The 19,061-nt window shown below is 36.8% G+C and carries 15 protein-coding genes, 2 tRNA genes and 1 pseudogene; 10 read left to right on the forward strand and 8 right to left on the reverse strand.

Annotated features, from left to right (window positions below; all coding sequences use genetic code 11):
- The first annotated feature begins 103 nt into the window (after nt 1-103).
- Nucleotides 104-862 carry a THC0290_0291 family protein gene (locus QWY91_RS13020; protein WP_290235777.1) on the forward strand — a complete coding sequence of 253 codons (759 nt, stop codon included), beginning with the start codon at nt 104-106 and terminating at the stop codon, nt 860-862.
- Between the two features lie 3 nt (nt 863-865).
- On the opposite strand, the gene QWY91_RS13025 is transcribed toward QWY91_RS13020, so the two are convergent.
- The 3 genes from QWY91_RS13025 to QWY91_RS13035 are packed head-to-tail and all read right to left on the reverse strand — an operon-like array spanning nt 866 to nt 3,496.
- Nucleotides 866-1,489: a hypothetical protein gene (locus QWY91_RS13025; RefSeq protein ID WP_290235778.1), complete on the reverse strand. Its 624-nt coding sequence runs from the start codon at nt 1,487-1,489 to the stop codon at nt 866-868.
- The gene (pncA, locus tag QWY91_RS13030; protein WP_290235779.1) at nt 1,479-2,081 is read right to left on the reverse strand and encodes a bifunctional nicotinamidase/pyrazinamidase; all 603 of its coding nucleotides are present in this window, start codon (nt 2,079-2,081) and stop codon (nt 1,479-1,481) included. The genes QWY91_RS13025 and pncA overlap by 11 nt, the downstream gene beginning before the upstream one ends.
- A 5-nt stretch (nt 2,082-2,086) precedes the next feature.
- A complete protein-coding gene (locus QWY91_RS13035; RefSeq protein ID WP_290235781.1) occupies nt 2,087-3,496 on the reverse strand; it encodes a nicotinate phosphoribosyltransferase in 1,410 nt (469 codons plus the stop codon).
- 536 nt (nt 3,497-4,032) lie between these two features.
- On the opposite strand from QWY91_RS13035, the gene QWY91_RS13040 reads away from it, so the two are divergent.
- The 5 genes from QWY91_RS13040 to QWY91_RS13060 all read left to right on the forward strand — a co-directional run bounded on the left by QWY91_RS13040 (nt 4,033) and on the right by QWY91_RS13060 (nt 7,691).
- Nucleotides 4,033-4,106, forward strand: a tRNA-Asn gene (locus QWY91_RS13040).
- Between the two features lie 56 nt (nt 4,107-4,162).
- Nucleotides 4,163-4,236 (forward strand) — tRNA-Asn (locus tag QWY91_RS13045).
- Nucleotides 4,237-4,420: 184 nt separating this feature from the next.
- Nucleotides 4,421-6,001, forward strand: coding sequence for a glycoside hydrolase family 32 protein (locus tag QWY91_RS13050; RefSeq protein WP_290235782.1), 1,581 nt, complete (start codon nt 4,421-4,423; stop codon nt 5,999-6,001).
- A 26-nt stretch (nt 6,002-6,027) separates the two neighbouring features.
- The gene (map, locus tag QWY91_RS13055; RefSeq protein ID WP_290235784.1) at nt 6,028-6,792 is read left to right on the forward strand and encodes a type I methionyl aminopeptidase; all 765 of its coding nucleotides are present in this window, start codon (nt 6,028-6,030) and stop codon (nt 6,790-6,792) included.
- Nucleotides 6,792-7,691: a carbohydrate kinase family protein gene (locus tag QWY91_RS13060; RefSeq protein WP_290235786.1), complete on the forward strand. Its 900-nt coding sequence runs from the start codon at nt 6,792-6,794 to the stop codon at nt 7,689-7,691. Before map ends, QWY91_RS13060 begins: the two co-directional genes overlap by 1 nt.
- 114 nt (nt 7,692-7,805) lie before the next feature.
- Here QWY91_RS13060 and rseP read toward each other — a convergent pair whose 3' ends face one another.
- The gene (rseP, locus tag QWY91_RS13065; protein ID WP_290235787.1) at nt 7,806-9,125 is read right to left on the reverse strand and encodes an RIP metalloprotease RseP; all 1,320 of its coding nucleotides are present in this window, start codon (nt 9,123-9,125) and stop codon (nt 7,806-7,808) included.
- Nucleotides 9,126-9,278: 153 nt separating this feature from the next.
- Between rseP and QWY91_RS13070 the strand changes: the two genes are divergently transcribed.
- From QWY91_RS13070 to feoB, 3 genes and pseudogenes are all read left to right on the forward strand, one after another.
- Nucleotides 9,279-9,953 (forward strand): SCO family protein, encoded by a 675-nt coding sequence (locus QWY91_RS13070; RefSeq protein ID WP_290235789.1) that lies wholly within the window; start codon nt 9,279-9,281, stop codon nt 9,951-9,953.
- Between the two features lie 81 nt (nt 9,954-10,034).
- Complete coding sequence (locus QWY91_RS13075) at nt 10,035-10,265, forward strand: FeoA family protein (protein WP_270059643.1); 231 nt, start codon at nt 10,035-10,037, stop codon at nt 10,263-10,265.
- A pseudogene (feoB, locus tag QWY91_RS13080) lies at nt 10,262-12,366 on the forward strand (ferrous iron transport protein B). The gene QWY91_RS13075 and the pseudogene feoB overlap by 4 nt, the downstream one beginning before the upstream one ends.
- 183 nt (nt 12,367-12,549) lie before the next feature.
- Here feoB and QWY91_RS13085 read toward each other — a convergent pair.
- From QWY91_RS13085 to QWY91_RS13100, 4 genes are read right to left on the reverse strand one after another with little or no spacing between them, the layout of a single operon-like run.
- Entirely contained in the window at nt 12,550-12,969 is a 420-nt protein-coding gene (locus tag QWY91_RS13085) for a hypothetical protein (protein WP_290235794.1), read from the reverse strand.
- 50 nt (nt 12,970-13,019) lie between these two features.
- Entirely contained in the window at nt 13,020-13,844 is an 825-nt protein-coding gene (locus QWY91_RS13090) for a ZIP family metal transporter (protein ID WP_386270340.1), read from the reverse strand.
- 11 nt (nt 13,845-13,855) lie between these two features.
- Nucleotides 13,856-15,748 carry an Nramp family divalent metal transporter gene (locus tag QWY91_RS13095; RefSeq protein WP_290235796.1) on the reverse strand — a complete coding sequence of 631 codons (1,893 nt, stop codon included), beginning with the start codon at nt 15,746-15,748 and terminating at the stop codon, nt 13,856-13,858.
- Nucleotides 15,741-16,403, reverse strand: coding sequence for a metal-dependent transcriptional regulator (locus QWY91_RS13100; protein ID WP_290237102.1), 663 nt, complete (start codon nt 16,401-16,403; stop codon nt 15,741-15,743). The genes QWY91_RS13095 and QWY91_RS13100 overlap by 8 nt, the downstream gene beginning before the upstream one ends.
- A gap of 100 nt (nt 16,404-16,503) precedes the next feature.
- On the opposite strand from QWY91_RS13100, the gene QWY91_RS13105 reads away from it, so the two are divergent.
- On the forward strand, nt 16,504-18,867 hold the full coding sequence (locus QWY91_RS13105) for a TonB-dependent receptor (RefSeq protein ID WP_290235797.1): 2,364 nt from the start codon (nt 16,504-16,506) through the stop codon (nt 18,865-18,867).
- The last annotated feature ends 194 nt before the right edge of the window (nt 18,868-19,061 follow it).

Consider the following 19,061-nt stretch of genomic DNA (forward strand, 5'->3'; position numbering starts at 1 on the left):
ATATTAACTTTCTGGACATTTCTTAAAAAAAAGAAAAATTCAAATTAAATTGTACCTAACCTTCTTTTCATATATTTGCTGAAATATTCTATAAACCCCTGTATTGAAGCGGATTCGTATTAGTTTTTTGATCGTTTTTTTATGCCTTTTATCTGATTTTGGATATGGGCAAGTGCTGCACGAAATTGGTGTAACAGCAGGCCCACTTGCTATCACTACCGATTATGGACAGCGCGGTGAGTTTAGAAACTTTTATCAAAACACTGGTTTTGGGATTGGTTTTCAGCATTATATGAACTTTGTGTTTACTGGGAATAACAACCAAACCAACTATTTTAAAGACTTTTTTAGAGTACGTACAGAAATTGATTATTTCCACACTTATCTAGATCACTACGGTCCTATATCTTACCAAAACAACCCGAGAGGAGAGATGTTGCGTGCTATGCACGGTGAAGCGCAACTTATAGAGTTTGGAAGTCAGTTAGAATGGCATTTTACGCAAATAAGAGAATTCCTTATCTTTTCTTATCGATTTTCACCTTACGTGACTGTTGGAGCACACTTAGCATATTATATGCCCGATGCATATAGTGATCTTGGTCCCCTCGATCGCCCAGGAGTTTTGTTCCCCTCTTTTACTGATGGATTAAATTTGGACAATGGTATTACCTACAATCTTCTTTTTGGTGGCGGAACGCGTTATCGCTTAGGAAGAAATAGCGATTTAGTTGCTGAAATTAAATGGCAATATTACGGTAGCGATTATATTGAAGGGCTAGACGTACAGGGGCCACAAAACCAATCAAATGACTGGTCGATTTGGTTTAACTTCGGTTATATTTATTACCTTAATTTTTAAAAGTTATTCCTGAAAATTGTCGAATTCTCTTACTTTTTCACCCAGGCAATTATTAATCATCATTTCAAAATTCCTTAAGTTTTCTACTGAAGTTAAATAAACCTCAGCTTCAAACTGATCATATTTCAGTCGCACCACCTGCTCGTTAATTTCTTTCAGGCTTACTGATACGTTTTCTTCATCTTTAAACAACACACGGTTTCCGGCAGAAAGCATAAAATCCTTTAAAGGATATTCTATATTTTCAAGATTCCCTTTTTTGACGATCTTTTCTTTTGAAATATAATAGCGAGGCACTTTTCCCTTACAGGGCTTATAGATCACAAAGCGATCATTATATTTCTTTAGTTCGATAAACTGATAAATGGCTTTAGCTTGATTTTTAATTTCTGAAGAGACTTCTGAAGCTAAATTCTCGTAAAATTTTGAAGTCTTGGTGGTATCAATAAATAACTGATATTTCTCGAGATTTAAAGCTGAAGCCTTTGTACGCTCGGGAATACTATCAGACGGAATAATATAAGGTTCTTCAGGTATAATCGCTGTTTGTGTTTTTTGAGTTTCGTCATTTTTACAGCTCAAAATAGCCAACAACACTATTAATACAAAAGAGAATTTATACTTCATCTGAATTTAAAATCTTACCTCCATTTGCTTCAATTTCAGCTTTTGCTTTTCCAAAACCTTCAGCATCTATCGCTCGAGTAGCATCTTCAACTAAAAAAGTTTTAAAACCTTCATTCAACGCATCTTTGATACTAAAAGCAACACAAAAATCACCCGCTAAACCTACAAAATAAAGCTCGGTAACATCTTTTTCTTTTAAATAGCCGCTTAATCCGGTCGATTTTAAATGTGCATTATCGTAAAAACCGCTATAACTATCAATTTCAGGATCTGTTCCTTTTCTAAAAATAGCTTCAATTTTATCCAATTTCAAATCTTCATGAAATGCTGCACCGTCGCTACCCTGGATGCAATGATCTGGCCACATTACCTGATCGATTCCATTTAGATCGATAACCTCATAAACTTTTTTATGATGCGTACTAGCAAAACTTGCGTGCCCGGCAGGATGCCAATCCTGAGTCGCAATTACCAAATCAAATTTATCCTGAAGCCTATTAATTATCGGCACAATTTGATCGCCATCGGAAACCGCTAAAGCACCACCCGGCATAAAGTCGTTTTGTACATCTATAAGCACTAAAGCCTTCATAAAAATTACATTTTGTGTTCGCTAATCAATCGATCTCTTTCTTCTTTCAGTTTTTCTGAAATGCTGACTTTATAAATATGTGGATTATTAAAACGTTTATATTCCAAAGGCAATTCGGCCAATCTTGATTTGCTATATTCGGCAATTTCAGTAAGTGTTCTTCTTTTAATGGTCATCTTCCCATCCTCCATTACAGGCTTTAGTAAGGCTTCTTTTTTATATGCAGAAACATCTAAAAATTTATAAGGTTCTGAAGGATGAAAGACTTTCGAAATATTCGTTTCAGTTTCATTTTCCATAGCAATCATATCGATACCGGCGCATTCTCCATGGCTATCTTTCATTCGGTACACCTGCTTACGATGCGGAAGTGTGGTTTTAATTAAACTTTCTGAAATTTTTATCCGTGGTTGCCCGTCAGAAAAGGTCAATTTGTAAACACCGTCCAAGGCAGCATCTGGTTTACCGATTACTAGATTCGTTCCTACTCCATAAATATCGATTGGCGCATCCTGCTCTTGTAAACTTTTAATCACATATTCATCTAACTGATTAGAAGCCGCAATTTTCACATATTCCAAACCTGCATCATCAAGCTGCTTTCTTGCCATTTTACCAAAATAAGCCAAATCTCCACTATCAAGGCGTATTGCAAGTAGCTTTTGTCCTTTCGCTTCCATTTCTTTAGCCACGATAATCGCATTAGGAACTCCGCTTTTTAAAGTATCGTAAGTATCTACTAAAAGCACGCAACCTTTTGGTCTTCCTTTAGCAAATTCTCGAAAGGCAGTTAGTTCGTCGTCGTAACTTTGGATAAAAGAATGAGCCATCGTTCCCGAAACAGGAATGTCCATATCACGACCTGCAATAACGTTACTAGTTCCATTAAAACCACCAATCATTGCCGCTCTGGAAGCGTAATATCCGCCCGGTCCCTGCGCACGTCGTAAACCAAAATCTAATAAAGTTCGTGATCCAGAAACCAATCGCATTCTACTCGCTTTGGTGGCGATTAATGTCTGGAAGTTGAGTAAGTTCAACAGAATAGTTTCTATGATCTGTGCTTCGATCAAATTGGCTTCTACCTGTAAAACAGGTCTTGTCGGAAAAACAATATCACCTTCTTGTACTGAGTAAATATTTCCCGAAAATTTAAAGTTCTCCAAATATTCTAGAAAATCGTCTTCGAAGTCGTAATGCTTTAAAAACTCAATATCTTTTTTACTGAAACGCAGATTGGTAATAATTTCAAGTAAATCCTCTAAACCCGCGAAAATGGCAAAACCGCTTCCGTAGGGAATCTTTCTAAAATAATAATCGAAGACCGCTCTAGAATTTCGTTTTCCATTTTTAAAATATACCTGCGACATGGCAAGCTGGTATTGATCGGTATAGGTAGCCGTAAAATCGAACATATGTTTGGTTTTTACTCGATAATCCAAATTGTGAATCCCGAATTAAAAATTTTCAAATAAAACACCTATTGATGTTTAAGGCATTTCATTCGTTTTAAAGTCAGGCTTATTTTATCAATTCTTGAATATGCCTGACTTGTCAACAAATTTAAGGCTTTGAAAATGTTTTAGCACATTCGCATTCCTCAAAATTGTATTAAAACAACATGCCTAACTCCAATCTTGGACTTAAAAACAATATATTTAAACAATCGAGAATGTAATAATTAAGCATTTCTGTCTTTTTACTGAAATTATAAGAACTGCTCAAAACCACCAAATACTATTTTCATGATTCAATATGCCCACGAGAGCTAGAGATTCCTAAAATATTTATTTTTTAAAAACTGAATTATAAAATGTAGATTTTCAACAGAATAGGGAGTATATTTCTCAATCACTGAAAATTATTTGAAATACTTTTTCATTTTTTTGAATATTATTTAGCGATAAATAAAAATTCGGTTATATTTGCATCCGCAAAATTGATTGCAAATTCCTCCTTAGCTCAGTTGGTTAGAGCATCTGACTGTTAATCAGAGGGTCCTTGGTTCGAGTCCAAGAGGGGGAGCATTAATTTTTAGGGCAAATTCAGCTGCCGAGAATGCTGAAGACATATTGATAAATTCCTCCTTAGCTCAGTTGGTTAGAGCATCTGACTGTTAATCAGAGGGTCCTTGGTTCGAGTCCAAGAGGGGGAGCATAAAGCCACGCTATTTTTAGTGTGGCTTTTTTGTTTTCTGGAAGTAAAAACAAACCTTTTCTACAACCTAACAAATTTCGCCAACCAAATGCGTTTAAAATATTAATAGGTTTTTCGCTGAATTTTTAATTATTTTATAAAACCTAATAACTAGCTGCCACTTAATGCTAAATGTAAACGCCATGAAGATTTATAAACCTGCAGCGCTTCTTGTTTTATTATTAATCGTGTTTTCTTGCAAAGAAACTGGCAAAGAAAAAAAACCGGAGAAAACGACATCTTTAGCTTCACAAGAAAATGAAGATTTTAGACCTTCATTCCATTTCTCTCCAAAAGAACATTGGATGAACGATCCTAACGGGATGTTTTATCTTAATGGAACTTATCATCTTTTCTTTCAATATTATCCAGAAGATAATGTTTGGGGACCAATGCACTGGGGGCACGCTACCAGCAAAGACATGGTTACTTGGGAAGAGCAGGAAATCGCTCTTTATCCAGATGAAAAAGGCTATATATTTAGCGGAAGCGCAGTGGTAGATCACGACAATACTTCCGGCTTTGGAGATGGCTTAAACACGCCAATCGTCGCGATGTTTACATATCACGATCCTAAAGGCGAAGAAGAAAAGCGCATTGATTATCAATCCCAGGCAATTGCTTATAGCTTAGACGAGGGTAAAACATGGACTAAATACGAGGCTAACCCGGTAATCGAAAATCCCAAATTACAGGATTTTAGGGACCCGAAAATAACCTGGAACGAAGATCATAAGCAATGGCTTATGGTGCTTTCGGCAAAAGATCGAGCATATTTTTATTCTTCAAAAAATTTAAAAGATTGGAAAAAAGTATCTGAATTTGGCGAAAATTACGCTGCTCAGGATGGCGTTTGGGAATGCCCAGATTTTTTCAAAATGCAGGTTGAAGGAACTAATAAAACCAAATGGGTACTTATCCAAAGTACAAATCCCGGCGGTTATAATGGCGGATCGGGAACACAATATTTTGTGGGCGATTGGGATGGTAAAAATTTTACCCCCGAAGCCGATTTGTACGGTAAGAATATAAACCATCCCTATTGGCTGGATTTTGGTAAAGATAATTATGCGGGTGTTACCTGGTCTAATATTCCAAAAGAAGATGGCAGAACCTTATTTGTAGGGTGGATGTCTAACTGGCTTTATGCCCAAGAAGTTCCTACAGAGACCTGGAGAAGTGCGATGACTATCGCCAGAGAACTCCGGCTTATTGAAGAAAATGATGATTATATCATTACTTCGCACCCTGTTGAAGAATTAGAAAAGTATGTTGGAGAAACCATTACCAAATGGAAATTAACCGACGAGGATCATGCTATTGTCGATCATAACGACCTGGATCTTACCAAAGCGCAGGTATCATTTTTAATTCCTAAAATTACTAAAGATGTTCATTTCAGTTTGATAAGCGAGGGAGATGACCAATTTAAATTTGGCTTCAAAAAGGAAGAAAATGAGTTTTATATCGATCGCTCAGCGTCTGGGATTACCGACTTCGGAAAAGAATTTGCCTCTACCGTGTCTACCGGACAGCGCATTTCAACTTCAGATTCTTTACAAGTGAGGATGATTTTGGATAATATGAGTGTTGAAATTTTCTATGATGATGGAAAAACAGTAATGACCGAAATCTTTTTTCCGAAGCAACCTTATACAAGTTTAAAAATTAATGAGGGCGTACCGGTAATCGATATTGAAGCTGCTGAATTTAATTTTGACTAAATTTACACACTCATAAATATACAGATATGTCTATAAGCTCTGAAGCCGAATTAGAAGGAATGAAGAAGATTAGTGAGGTAGTTGCTACCACACTAAAATTAATGAGAGAATTTACTAAAGCAGGGATTTCTACAAAAGAAATTGATGATTATGGCGGTAAAATTCTGGAAGAATACGGCGCTAAATCTGCTCCTTACGAGTCTTATGGATTTCCTGGATATACGTGCATTAGTGTAAATAATGAAGCAGCACACGGAATCCCTTCAGCACAAAAAATTCTAAAAGAAGGTGATTTAATTAATATCGATGTTTCGGCTGAATTAAATGGATTTTGGGCAGATAACGGTGGTTCTTTTATTGTTGGTCAAGATCTTAATGACCATCAGCCACTTGTAGATGCTTCTAAAGATATCCTACAAAAAGCTATTAATAGAATTCGTGGTGGAGTGAAAATCGCAGATATTGGACATTTAATGGAAACAGAAGCTAAAAAATCGGGATTTAAAGTTATTAGAGATCTAGCCGGCCACGGGGTGGGACGCAGTCTTCATGAAAAACCTGAAAACATTCTTAATTATCGTATTAAAACCAATAAAGAGCGTTTCAGAAAAAATACTACGGTAGCTATCGAAACTTTTATTTCGACAAAATCGACTGAGACCGTAGAACTAAATGATGGTTGGACGCTGGTAGGCAATAAAGGAGGCTTTGTAACACAACACGAACACACCATTTTAGTTACCGATAAACTACCGGTAATTTTAACCGCTGCTAACGAAATTTGGAATTAATGTCACAGCAATTAAACGCAGTATGCTTTGGAGAAATATTGTACGATATTTTTCCGAATTCAGAGAAAATTGGAGGCGCACCTTTAAATGTAGCATCTCGGCTTCGCGCTAACAATATACCAACCGCTATGATAAGTAGCGTTGGCGCAGATAAAAAAGGAGAAAACCTACTAGAGTTTTTAGATTCTAGAAGCATCGATAACACTTTAGTTGCTAAAACCCCCGATTATCCTACCGGAGTGGTAAATGTCACTCTCGATAACAGCGGATCTGCCTCTTATACTATCGAGCATCCTGCAGCCTGGGATAAAATCGAGATTTCTGAAAAAATGAAGGAAGCTGTAAAAGCGTCAAATGCTTTTATCTTCGGAAGTTTGGCGTGTCGTGATGCACAGAGTAGAGAAACTTTACTTCAGCTTTTAAAGCATGCGAAATTCCGCGTTTTTGATATTAATTTACGGCCACCCCATTATAGCAAGGAGGTTATTGAAGATTTAATGATGCAGGCAGATTTCATCAAATTTAATGATGATGAATTATATGAAATTGCTGAAATGTTCGATTCACCTTTCCATTCTTTAGAACAAAATCTTAGCTATATGGCGAAGATCACTAATGCCAAATCTATCTGTGTAACTAAAGGCAGCCATGGCGCAGTTCTTTTTACTGAAGAAAAGTTATATTATAATAGCGGTTACAAAGTAAAAGTTGCCGATACCGTAGGATCTGGAGATAGCTTTTTAGCTTCATTAATTTCAAAATTACTGAAGAATGAAGCGCCACAAAAAGCACTGAATTACGCTTGTGCAATGGGCGCTCTGGTTGCTTCAAAAGAAGGTGCCAACCCTAAATTTTCTTCCGAGGAAATTGAAGTATTTATGTTTCCCGAAGTTGATTAAGACTGTAGATATTTTTTCAGCTCCGAAAAAAGGAATATCACTTATAATACTATCAAAAATAAAAAGCCCGAAATTCTACGATTTCGGGCTTTTTATTTTTATAAATTTTCAGTCTTATTTATCGAATATCGCGCGATAGATATCATTTCCGTTAGCGTATAATACCAAAGCAATCAAAATAAAGAATCCTACCATTTGAGCATATTCCATAAATTTCTCGTTAGGTTTTCTTCCGGTAATAATTTCATAAAGTAGGAACATTACGTGACCACCATCTAGTGCAGGGATCGGTAAAATATTCATAAATGCTAAAATTATAGAAATCCAGGCTGTAGTATGCCAAAATGCCTTCCAGTTCCAAGCATCAGGGAAAAGTCCGCCAATCGAACCAAAACCACCAACCTGCGTAGCACCCTTTTTAGTGAACACATATTTAAATTGATATGCATAGTCATGCAAAGTCCAGTAACATTCATTAAAACCAGCTGAAACGCTTTCTGCAAGACCATATTCTCTGGTTTTAACTTCAAAATCTCTTCTTGGGGTTACTCCTAAAATCCCATCCTCATCTGGCGTAGCCATTACACTTTTAATCTCACCATCGCGCTCAAAAACAATTTCCATTTCTTTGTTTTTATGCTCTTTGGTCACTTTAGTCATTTCGTGCCAGTATCCCGTTTCTTGATCGTTGATAGAAATGACACTGTCTCCTTTTTTAAGCCCCGCGATCTGCGCTGCAGTTTCTGGAGCTACACTGTCTAAAATTGGTCTTTGTATCGGGATAAAAGGTTGCATGATACCCTCCTGAAACATCTGCTGACCAATATTCTCTGGAATACTGATCGTTTCTTCAGCACCATTTTGATGTAGTACCGTTACTGTTTTCACATCACGCATAAACAGATTTCGGTTAATATCTACGCTATTCTTAAATTCATCGCCATTCACTTGTAGAACACGATCACCGTCTTCAAAACCGTAAGCTTTAAATTGGTCTACAACTGCAAAACCTTCAGGCATTTCATCTGGGCCAATATAATTTTTACCCCAAACAAATAGAATCATCATAAACAAAAGGAAACCTAGCACTAAGTTTACAGTAACACCACCAAGCATGATAATTAAACGTTGCCAGGCTGGCTTACTTCTAAACTCCCAATCTTGCGGTGGTTGAGCCATTTGCTCTTTATCCATACTCTCGTCGATCATCCCAGAGATTTTCACATAACCTCCTAAAGGCAACCAACCAATACCGTAAACGGTCTCTCCTATTTTCTTCTTAAAAAGGGCAAACTTTACATCAAAAAACAAGAAGAATTTTTCAACTCTTGTTTTAAATAATTTTGCCGGTATGAAATGTCCAAACTCATGCAGCACTATAAGCAATGACAAGCTAAGTAGAAGTTGTATTGCCTTAATAATAAATGGATCCATTCGCTAAAATTCAAATTTAAAATCGCACAAAAGTAGTCTTTTCAAAAGACCTAGAAAAGTCTGAATATCAGTTCGCATTTATCCTGCCAAAATTTTTGCTTATTTCTTGTGGCTAATTCAGCATCAGGCTTTAATTTTGCATAAAAATTTGCTATGCGTAAATTTCTTTCCAGATATAAGATTTTCATTATCACTTTCGGGATACTCTGCGTCGTAATCATGTGGTCTATTTATTCTTTACTGAAGCCCGAAAAGAAATTAGCCATTTATCAACCAGATATGGTGAATAATGAACTTGTAGATACTACGATGCAATACGTTCGCAAGTATCATAAAATCGCCGATTTTAAACTAATCAATCAAAACGGCGATACTATTACCAATAAGAATTACAACGACAAAATCTATATTGCCGATTTCTTTTTTACTACCTGCGCAACGATTTGCCCAATAATGACCGATCATATGGTGAAAATCCAAAACCGAATTAAGGATGATCCTGAGGTTTTATTGCTTTCTCATACGGTGATGCCACGCACAGATACTGTGGCGCAATTAAAACGTTATGCTGAAGAAAAAGGAGTGATTGATGAAAAATGGAATCTTGTTACTGGCAATAAAAAGCAAATCTACGATCTGGCTAGAAAATCATACCTCGCCGCTAAAAGTGAAGGCGATGGTGGTAAATATGATATGGTCCATACCGAAAATTTTGTGTTAGTAGACAAAAACCGACAAATAAGAGGTTTTTACGATGGCACTAATCCTGAAGCTATTGAAGATTTAATGGCAGATATCAACATCCTTAAACAGGAATACCAAGACTGAAAAGTACATTTTAACGCCTAAACTTTTGTTACTGCTCAAATTCCACTATTTTTGCGTTGTTTAAATTCAATCTAAATAAATTTGAAGGTTACAGTAGCTCAATTAAATCGAGGCGAACGCGGGATAATCAAAGAATTTTCCGCAGATAATGTACCGTTAAAATTACTCGAAATGGGATGTCTTCCCGGTAACGAGGTCGAGTTGGTACAAACCGCACCCTTCAAAGACCCTATGTACCTTAACATCAACGGAAGTCACTTAGCCATCAGAAAAGAAACTGCTTTACAAATTGAAATAGAGCTTATCAAATGACCGGCAAACAGATTAATGTAGCGCTAATTGGAAATCCTAATACCGGTAAAACTTCAGTGTTTAATCAGTTAACCGGCCTAAACCAGAAAGTTGGTAACTACCCGGGATTACAGTAGAAAAGAAGGAAGGAATCTGTAAACTTCCTCGTGGTTTAAAAGCACACATTCTTGATCTTCCCGGAACGTATAGCCTTAACGCATCTTCGCTAGACGAAAATGTGGTGATTGAATTATTACTGAACAAAAACGACAAAGACTATCCAGATGTTGCCGTAGTTGTTAGTGATGTTGAAAATCTTAAAAGAAACCTTCTTCTTTTTACCCAAATAAAAGATCTCGGAATTCCTACAATATTGGTTATCAATATGGCCGATCGTATGGAACGCAAAGGTATTTCTTTAGACATTGATGCCTTAGAAGAGCGATTAAATACGAGTATTGCTTTAGTAAGTGCCAGAAAAAATATGGGAATTGATAAGCTAAAAGAGCTTATTATCAATTACCGCAATATTTCAACAACGCCTTGTGTAAATGCTTCTGTTATCGATCCAGACTATTTTGATAGTTTGAGAAAAGCATTTCCGAAGCAATCGTTATATAAACTCTGGCTGGTAATTACACAGGATGTTAACTTCGGAAATATAAACCGAAATGAACTCAGCAAAAATTCTAGCTTTAGTACGAAGCCCGTTTCTGAACTGAAACGCCTTCAGCAAAAAGAAACCATACACCGCTATCAATTTATAAACGGAGTTTTAAAAGAAACACTAACCGTAAATGCTCACGCTGCCAAAGATCTAAGATCAAGACTGGATCGCGTGCTTACTCATAAAGTTTGGGGCTATGTTATTTTCTTTGGTATTCTTTTATTAATATTTCAGGCGATTTACGACTGGTCCAGTTATCCTATGGATCTTATTGATAGTACTTTTGCCTCACTTAGTGAGATGGCAAAAACTAATCTACCTGAAGGAGTTTTTACTAATCTTATTTCAGAAGGAATTTTACCAGGCTTAGGCGGAATCGTAATTTTTATTCCGCAGATTGCATTTTTATTCCTCTTTATATCGATTCTGGAAGAAACCGGTTATATGAGTCGAGTCGTATTTTTAATGGATAGAATAATGCGCCGCTTTGGTTTAAGTGGTAAAAGTGTGGTACCCTTAGTTTCGGGAACAGCTTGTGCTATCCCGGCTGTAATGGCTACAAGAAATATAGAGAACTGGAAAGAACGTCTAATCACCATCTTGGTAGTTCCCTTTACTACCTGTTCGGCAAGATTGCCCGTGTATCTAATTATCATTGCACTTGTAATTCCCGATGATACCTTTTTAGGTTTCAACTTACAGGGCTTAATGCTTATGTTCCTTTATTTATTAGGTTTTGGAACTGCCATTGTTTCGGCCTGGATATTAAATTCAATTTTAAAAATAAAGACCAAAAGTTATTTCGTGATAGAAATGCCCAACTACAAACTTCCTATGCTTAAAAACATCGGAATTAATGTTGTTGAAAAAACAAAATCTTTTGTACTTGGTGCCGGTAAAATCATTTTGGCAATCTCCATTATTCTATGGGTACTAGCCAGCTATGGACCCGGGGATAATTTTAATAAAGCTGAAGAAATTGTTCGTGATAATTACACCGAACAAACAGCGCCAGAAAATGCCGAATTAGAGCAAGAAATCGCCAGCTATAAACTGAAACATTCTTACATAGGCATTATGGGGCGTGGTATCGAGCCTGTGGTAGCTCCTTTAGGCTACGATTGGAAAATTGGTATTGCTATTATAAGTTCTTTTGCAGCGCGTGAAGTTTTTGTAGGTACACTGGCAACTATTTATAGCGTTGGTAGTGACGAAGAAGAAACGATAAAAAACAGAATGGCTGCAGAAACCAACCCTGTGCTTGGCGGGCCTCTATTTACTTTGGCTAGCGGTGTGAGCTTATTGCTTTTTTATGCTTTCGCAATGCAGTGTATGAGTACGCTGGCTATCGTTCAAAAAGAAACCAATAGCTGGAAATGGCCAACTTTACAACTTATAATTATGAGTGTGTTTGCATATGTAGTAGCGCTAATTGCATTTCAGGTATTGAAATAAAAACGTAAGTAATTTGTAAAATTTCGACTTAAAATCTATGGAAATGATACAACATATTTTAGTCTTTCTAACTTTTCTAATCGCTGTTGGATATTTGATAACTAAGTTTGTATGGAAACCTGCTTTCCTAAAAAAAACACCCAAAAACGACAAAGCTTGCGGTATGAGCGATTGCGGTTGTCATTAATTTATCGTTTCTGATATTTGTAATAACAACTTATAATCTTCTTCTTTAATTTTTATAGGTGTTTCTGGATAAGGGGATAAGCCTTTAACTTTCAAATTAATATTGGCCAATTGCGGTAGCTTTTTAAGATTGAAATCTACAGAACTTCCGATTTCGAGAAGATATTCTCCGCAGCTTATTTCTCCCTTTTTAAGTTGAATTAAAACCTCAGCAGTTCCTGCCCAAATACAGGTCACATTTTTAGGACATCGAGAATCTGAGATCACTTCTTTCAGAATTACTTTATAATCACCATTATCAAATTCCTGTCCTATCTTCAAGCCAACCTGAGTTACAAGCACGGCAGTAGAATCTATTTGAGCTGATAAGCTAAAAATGGAAAATACGATTAAAATTACTGGCAAAAGTCTCTTCATAACCGGCTTCTTTACTTAAAGACGATTAATATTAAAAAATGTTGCAAATCTTACCCAAGCCCTACATCTAAAGTCATCATCACCATAAACCCACCTATAAAGCCTAAAGTACTTACATCGGTATATTTACTTTGTTGAGATTCTGGCACAACTTCTTCAACCACTACAAAAATCATCGCTCCCGCAGCAAAAGCTAAGGCATAAGGTAAAATTGGCTGAAAAGTCATCACTGCCCATGCCCCTAAAACAGCCGCCACAGGTTCTACAATTGCAGAAAGCTGACCATAATTAAAACTCTTCCATCTACTAAAGCCTTGGCCCCTTAAGGGCATGGCTACCGCAAAACCTTCTGGGAAGTTTTGTAATCCAATTCCTATTGCTAGGGCTACCGCACCGGCAATACTAGCCCCTTCGAATCCTGCAGCTGCACCGCCAAATAAAACACCAACAGCTAAACCTTCTGGAATATTATGTAATGTTATCGCTAAAACCAACAATACCGATTTATGCCAGGGAGTTTTTATACCTTCTTTTTCTTCACTATTAAAATTAACGTGTAGGTGCGGCAAAATTTTATCCAAGCCAAAAATGAATAATGCGCCAAGTCCAAAGCCTACTACCGCAGGTATCGTCTTTTCAAAACCTTCGCCGGGACTCATTTCTATACCAGGCGCTAACAGACTCCAAAAACTCGCTGCCACCATTACTCCACCGGTAAAACCAAGCATCCCATCAAAAAGCATCCGATTCATTTTCTTAAAAAGGAAAACCAAAGCGGCACCTGCAGCAGTAACGCCCCAGGTAAAAAGTGTAGCATATAATGCTGCTAAAACAGGATCTATACCTTCTAAATAACTAATAATATTCTCTATCATTTATCTAATCTTTATATTATAAATATGGGAATTTCTATACGATGTCTTACTTCATCTACGGTTGTTCCCAATAGTATATCTTTAAACATTTTATGACCATGGCGCCCCATTACCAATAAATCGCAGGTATTCCCTTCAGAATTTAATAACTGCGGAATAGCTTTTTTAGGCGTACCGAAGCTAAGATTTATTTCAACGATATAGCCTAAATCTCCTAATTGCTTCTTGTAATTTTTCAAAAATTCGGTATCCTTATCGGTTTCATAGTCCTGAATTTGCTTTCCGTAGATAACTGCACCGGGAGTTTCAACAGTATGTAAAAGCGTATATTTACAAGACTTGCCTCCAAGATTCAAAGCTGCGGAAATACTTTTTTTATCTGAAGCTGAAAAATCTATTGCAATCGCTATATGTTTGAAGTTTTTTTCTGAAATATCATCGATCGTTTCTGGATCCTTATGTGGCGCATGATTTTTAATCCACTCCTTTGCCATTCTCTCTTTAAAAAGTGGCCAGAAAGAAATAAATAGTAAAAGCAATGCGGTAGCTATGACGATGGGCACGACAAAAATCCAGATATAAGTAGCATCATTCGAGGAAGCAATCCAGTTTTTTAATTCATCAAAAACAAGTTTAGCGTTCAGCAAAACAATGATTACACTGATAATCCAGGAAGCAATGATAATTGGCCATTTAATATGAAAACCATTCATTGTCTTTTTATCACTTACAAAATGGATAAGAGGAATTATGGCGAAACCTAGTTGTAAACTTAAAACTACCTGACTAAGCACTAAAAGCTCTCCCGTTGCTCGCTCCCCAAAATAAATAATCGTTAGAAATGCGGGAACTATAGCGAGTAATCGTGTAATTAAACGTCTAACCCAAGGCTGAATTCTTAAATTCAGATAGCCCTCCATTACAATTTGTCCTGCCAGCGTTCCTGTTAGTGTAGAACTTTGTCCTGCTGCAATAAGTGCTAACGCAAAAAGAATTGGCGCTAAAGAAGATCCTAAAAGAGGTTCTAGTAATTGATGTGCATCCTGAATTTCGGCAACTTCAAACATTCCATTTTTAAAAAATACCGAAGCTGCTAAAATTAAAATCGCAGCGTTTACAAAAAAAGCAAGATTCAAAGCTATGGCAGAATCGATAAAATTATATCGAAGAGCCTGGCGAATACCACTTTTGGTTCTTTTAATTTTACGAGTTTGTACCAGCGAAGAATGTAAATACAAATTGTGGGGCATTACTGTCGCCCCGATAATGCCGATAGCAATGTAAAGACCATCACTGTTTGGTATTTTAGGAATAAAGCCGCTTGCAATTTCAGGAAGATCTGGTTTTGCTAAAAACATTTCCAGTAAAAATGATCCACCAATAATCGCGATAAGTGCTACGATAAAAGCTTCCATTTTTCGCATGCCTTTATTCAGTAAAAAAAGCAATAGAAAACTATCGAATACTGTAATTGAAACTCCCCACAGCAACGGAATATCAAATAATAACTGCAGTCCAATCGCCATCCCTACAACTTCAGCCAGATCGCAGGCTGCTATGGCAATTTCAGCAAAAATATAAAGTATAAAATTTACAAAAGGAGGATATTCTTCTCTAGAAGCTTGGGCAAGATCCATACCTCTAACCACGCCAAGTCTTGTACTTAAACTTTGCAACAGCAAAGCCATTATGTTAGACATTAAAAGCACCCAAAGTAAGGAATAACCAAATTGGCTACCACCAGCAAGATCGGTCGCCCAGTTGCCGGGATCCATGTAACCAACACTAATTAAATATGCCGGACCTAAAAATGCCAAAATACGCTTCCATGGCGATTTTTTTCCTGAAGTATTTACAGAATGATGAACTTCCCCCAGCGATTTATTTTGGTTGATTTTACTCAACTTTGGCCGGTTTTAAGTAAATATTATTTGCCGCAACTTTAGAGATCGTAAGCTCTTTATTATTTATCTGCAATAGCATAGAACCATCAAATTGTTCTTTTTCGAGGATACTTATGGTTTTACCCAATTTAATCTTATTGCGGTCTAAATACTGAAGAAATGCTGCGGAAGAATCTTTTACACCTACACAAACGCCTTGTTCTCCCTGATCGAATTCAGCTAAAATTTTCTTCTCCAGATTCACAAAATTACCTTTAGCATCTGGAATGGGATCACCGTGAGGATCGCGTTTAGGATATTCTAAAAACTTGTCGAGTTTATCTATAAGCTCATCAGATTTAATATGCTCTAATTGCTCGGCAATATCGTGAACCTCATCCCAGTTAAACTGAAGCTTTTCTACCAAGAAATATTCCCACAAGCGATGTTTACGAATCACCTGAATGGCAATATGCTCCCCTTTCTCGCTAAGCTTTACGCCCTGATACTTTTTATAGTTTACCAATTCTTTTTCTGAAAGCTTCTTTACCATATCGGTTACCGATGAAGCTTTGGTTTCCATTTCTTCGGCGAGCGCATTGGTACTTACACCACGAACATACTTTTTCTGTAAGTGATAAATCGATTTTAGATAGTTTTCTTCGGAAAGCGTCATTTCAAATTTAATTACATGCAAAAATACATTTTTTATTTTAAAAACAAATTTTTAGATTTGTCTAAAAATAATATTTAACCGAACTAATTTAATTTGTAATATGAAGATTTTAAAACTGTTACTATTTATTTTTCCGATGATTTTACAAGCCCAACAGGAAATCGAGATTAATGGAAAAATAACAAGCGACAGCCGTGGTGTAGCTTTTGCAAATATCTCAGTAGTTGGTAAGACTCAGGGAACTTCTTCAGATAAAAATGGTTTTTTCAGTATAGATCTTTCCGCAGGAAAACAAACTTTGAAAATCCAAGCCATTGGTTATAGGACTGAAACCATCTCTTTTATTGTAGAAGAAGAACAAAATAAAGCGCTAAATATCACTCTTAGTGAAGACCAATTAGGTTTAGATCAAATTGTAGTAAGCGCTACAAGAAATAGAGTAAACATCAAAGAAGCTCCCGTAATTGTAAATGTTTTGAGTCCAAAACTGTTTAATGCCACACAATCAATCTCGGTTGCAGAAAGTCTTAATTACCAACCCGGTGTTCGGGTAGAAACCAATTGCCAAAATTGCGGATTTACTCAGGTTCGCTTAAATGGTTTAGACGGAAGTTATACTCAGGTTTTGATAAATAGCCGAGCGGTTTTTTCAGCTTTAAATAGTGTTTATGGATTAGAGCAAATACCAACCTCAATCCTGGATCGCATAGAAGTGGTTCGAAGCGGTGGTTCTGCATTGTATGGTTCTAACGCCATCGCAGGAACGGTAAATATAATTACAAAAGATCCTGTGCTGAATTCATGGCAGGTTTCTTCTAATCTTGGTTTGATCGAAGGAAAGACGCCAGATCGAACACTTAACCTAAATGCATCGGTAGTTAGTGAAGATTTAAACAGCGGTATCACGGTTTTTGGGATGAAACGCGACCGCGATAGTTATGATGCCAACGGTGATGGATTTTCTGAACTTACCGAACTTACCAATACCAGCCTGGGAGCCAAAGCATTTTTAAAGCCGAATGAAAACAGTAAAATTACCTTAGATCTTACAGCTTTAGAAGAATATCGTCGTGGTGGCGACCGACTTGATTTAGCACCGCATCTTACCGACATTACTGAAGAGCTAGACCATAATACCGTAATTGGCGGAATTACTTATGAATTTCACAATAAAGACTTAAGAAATAATTTCTCTGTATATACCTCTGGGCAGCATACCGATCGTAAAAGCTTTTACGGCGGTTTAGGCGGTGGCCGCACGCGACAAGATTCAATTTCTGCGGCGAATGCTTACGGAAACACCGATGACCTTGCGCTACTTTTTGGTGGTCAATTTACCAGGAATTTTAAAAGTAATGATGATATTTTAACTGTTGGAACCGAATATAATCTAAGCAATACCGAAGATAATATTCCCGGCTATAATCGATATATCGATCAGAAAGTAAATTCTGTTGGCGCTTTTGCGCAATACGAATGGAAACCGTCAGAAAAGTTTACCGCATTAATTGGTGGACGATTGGATTATGTTGATGTTGACGGTAGTTATTCTATCCAAAATATAAGTCGTAATTCTCAAATCGATCAAACCGTTGTTAGTCCGCGGTTAACATTACGATATAAACCGTCAGACGATTGGCAGTTTAGAGGAGGGTACGCTCGTGGTTTTAGAGCTCCGCAAGCTTTTAATGAAGATTTACACGTTTCCTCGGTTGGCGGCGAACCACAATTTGTGATCTTATCTAACGATCTGGAAACTGAATATTCTAACGCCTACACAGCCTCAGTTAACTATTCTAAGAATTTCAATAAACTGCAAACAAACTTCTTGCTAGAAGGTTTTTATACTGATCTTGAAAATCCTTTTACAACCATTAGTACCGGAGCGAGTCTACCTAATGGATCGATTTTAGAAGAAGTAAGAAATGGTAGCGGCGCTTACGTTAGCGGTATGAATGTTGAAATTGGGATTTCTCCTTCTTCAAAATTTAGCTTTCAAATGGGCGGAACCCTTCAGAATTCCAAATATAAAGAAGATCAGGTTTTGTTTGAAAGTGATGGAAACACCCAAAATGAAAATGATATTGTAATTTCAGAATTTGTTAGAAACCCGAATGTTTATGGCTATTTGAACACCAATATTGCTTTATTTGAAGAAACAAGTCTGGATCTTACCGGAACCTACACGGGACCAATGACGGTACCTTTGGTAGTGAGCGATTCAGGATTTTTACAATTGAATGAAAGTGATTCTTTTTATGACATTAACCTGAAGCTGAGTCATCATATCGATATTACTGAAAATTTTCAGATGAATGTTTATGGCGGTGTTCAGAATATTTTTAATGCGTATCAAGATGACTTTGATACTGGCGCGACTCGAGATTCTGATTATGTTTACGGCCCAGCGCAGCCCCGTACTTTTTACTTCGGAATAAAGTTTGGAAACCTGCATAATCTATAATTTGAAAACTTGCTAATGTGATGATGTGCAACTGCAAGTTGGCAAAGAAGTTAGACCGCTTAGGATATTAAAGAGACGAATATAGACTGAAGAATCTGGAGATAGGACTAATTTATATTCAAATTGAAGATTTGATAATTTGAAAATGCGTTAATGCGAAATAAGAATTTAGATCGCTGCATTCTTAGAAATAG

The organism is Zunongwangia endophytica (genome assembly GCF_030409505.1).
In the GTDB taxonomy this organism is placed as follows: domain Bacteria; phylum Bacteroidota; class Bacteroidia; order Flavobacteriales; family Flavobacteriaceae; genus Zunongwangia; species Zunongwangia endophytica.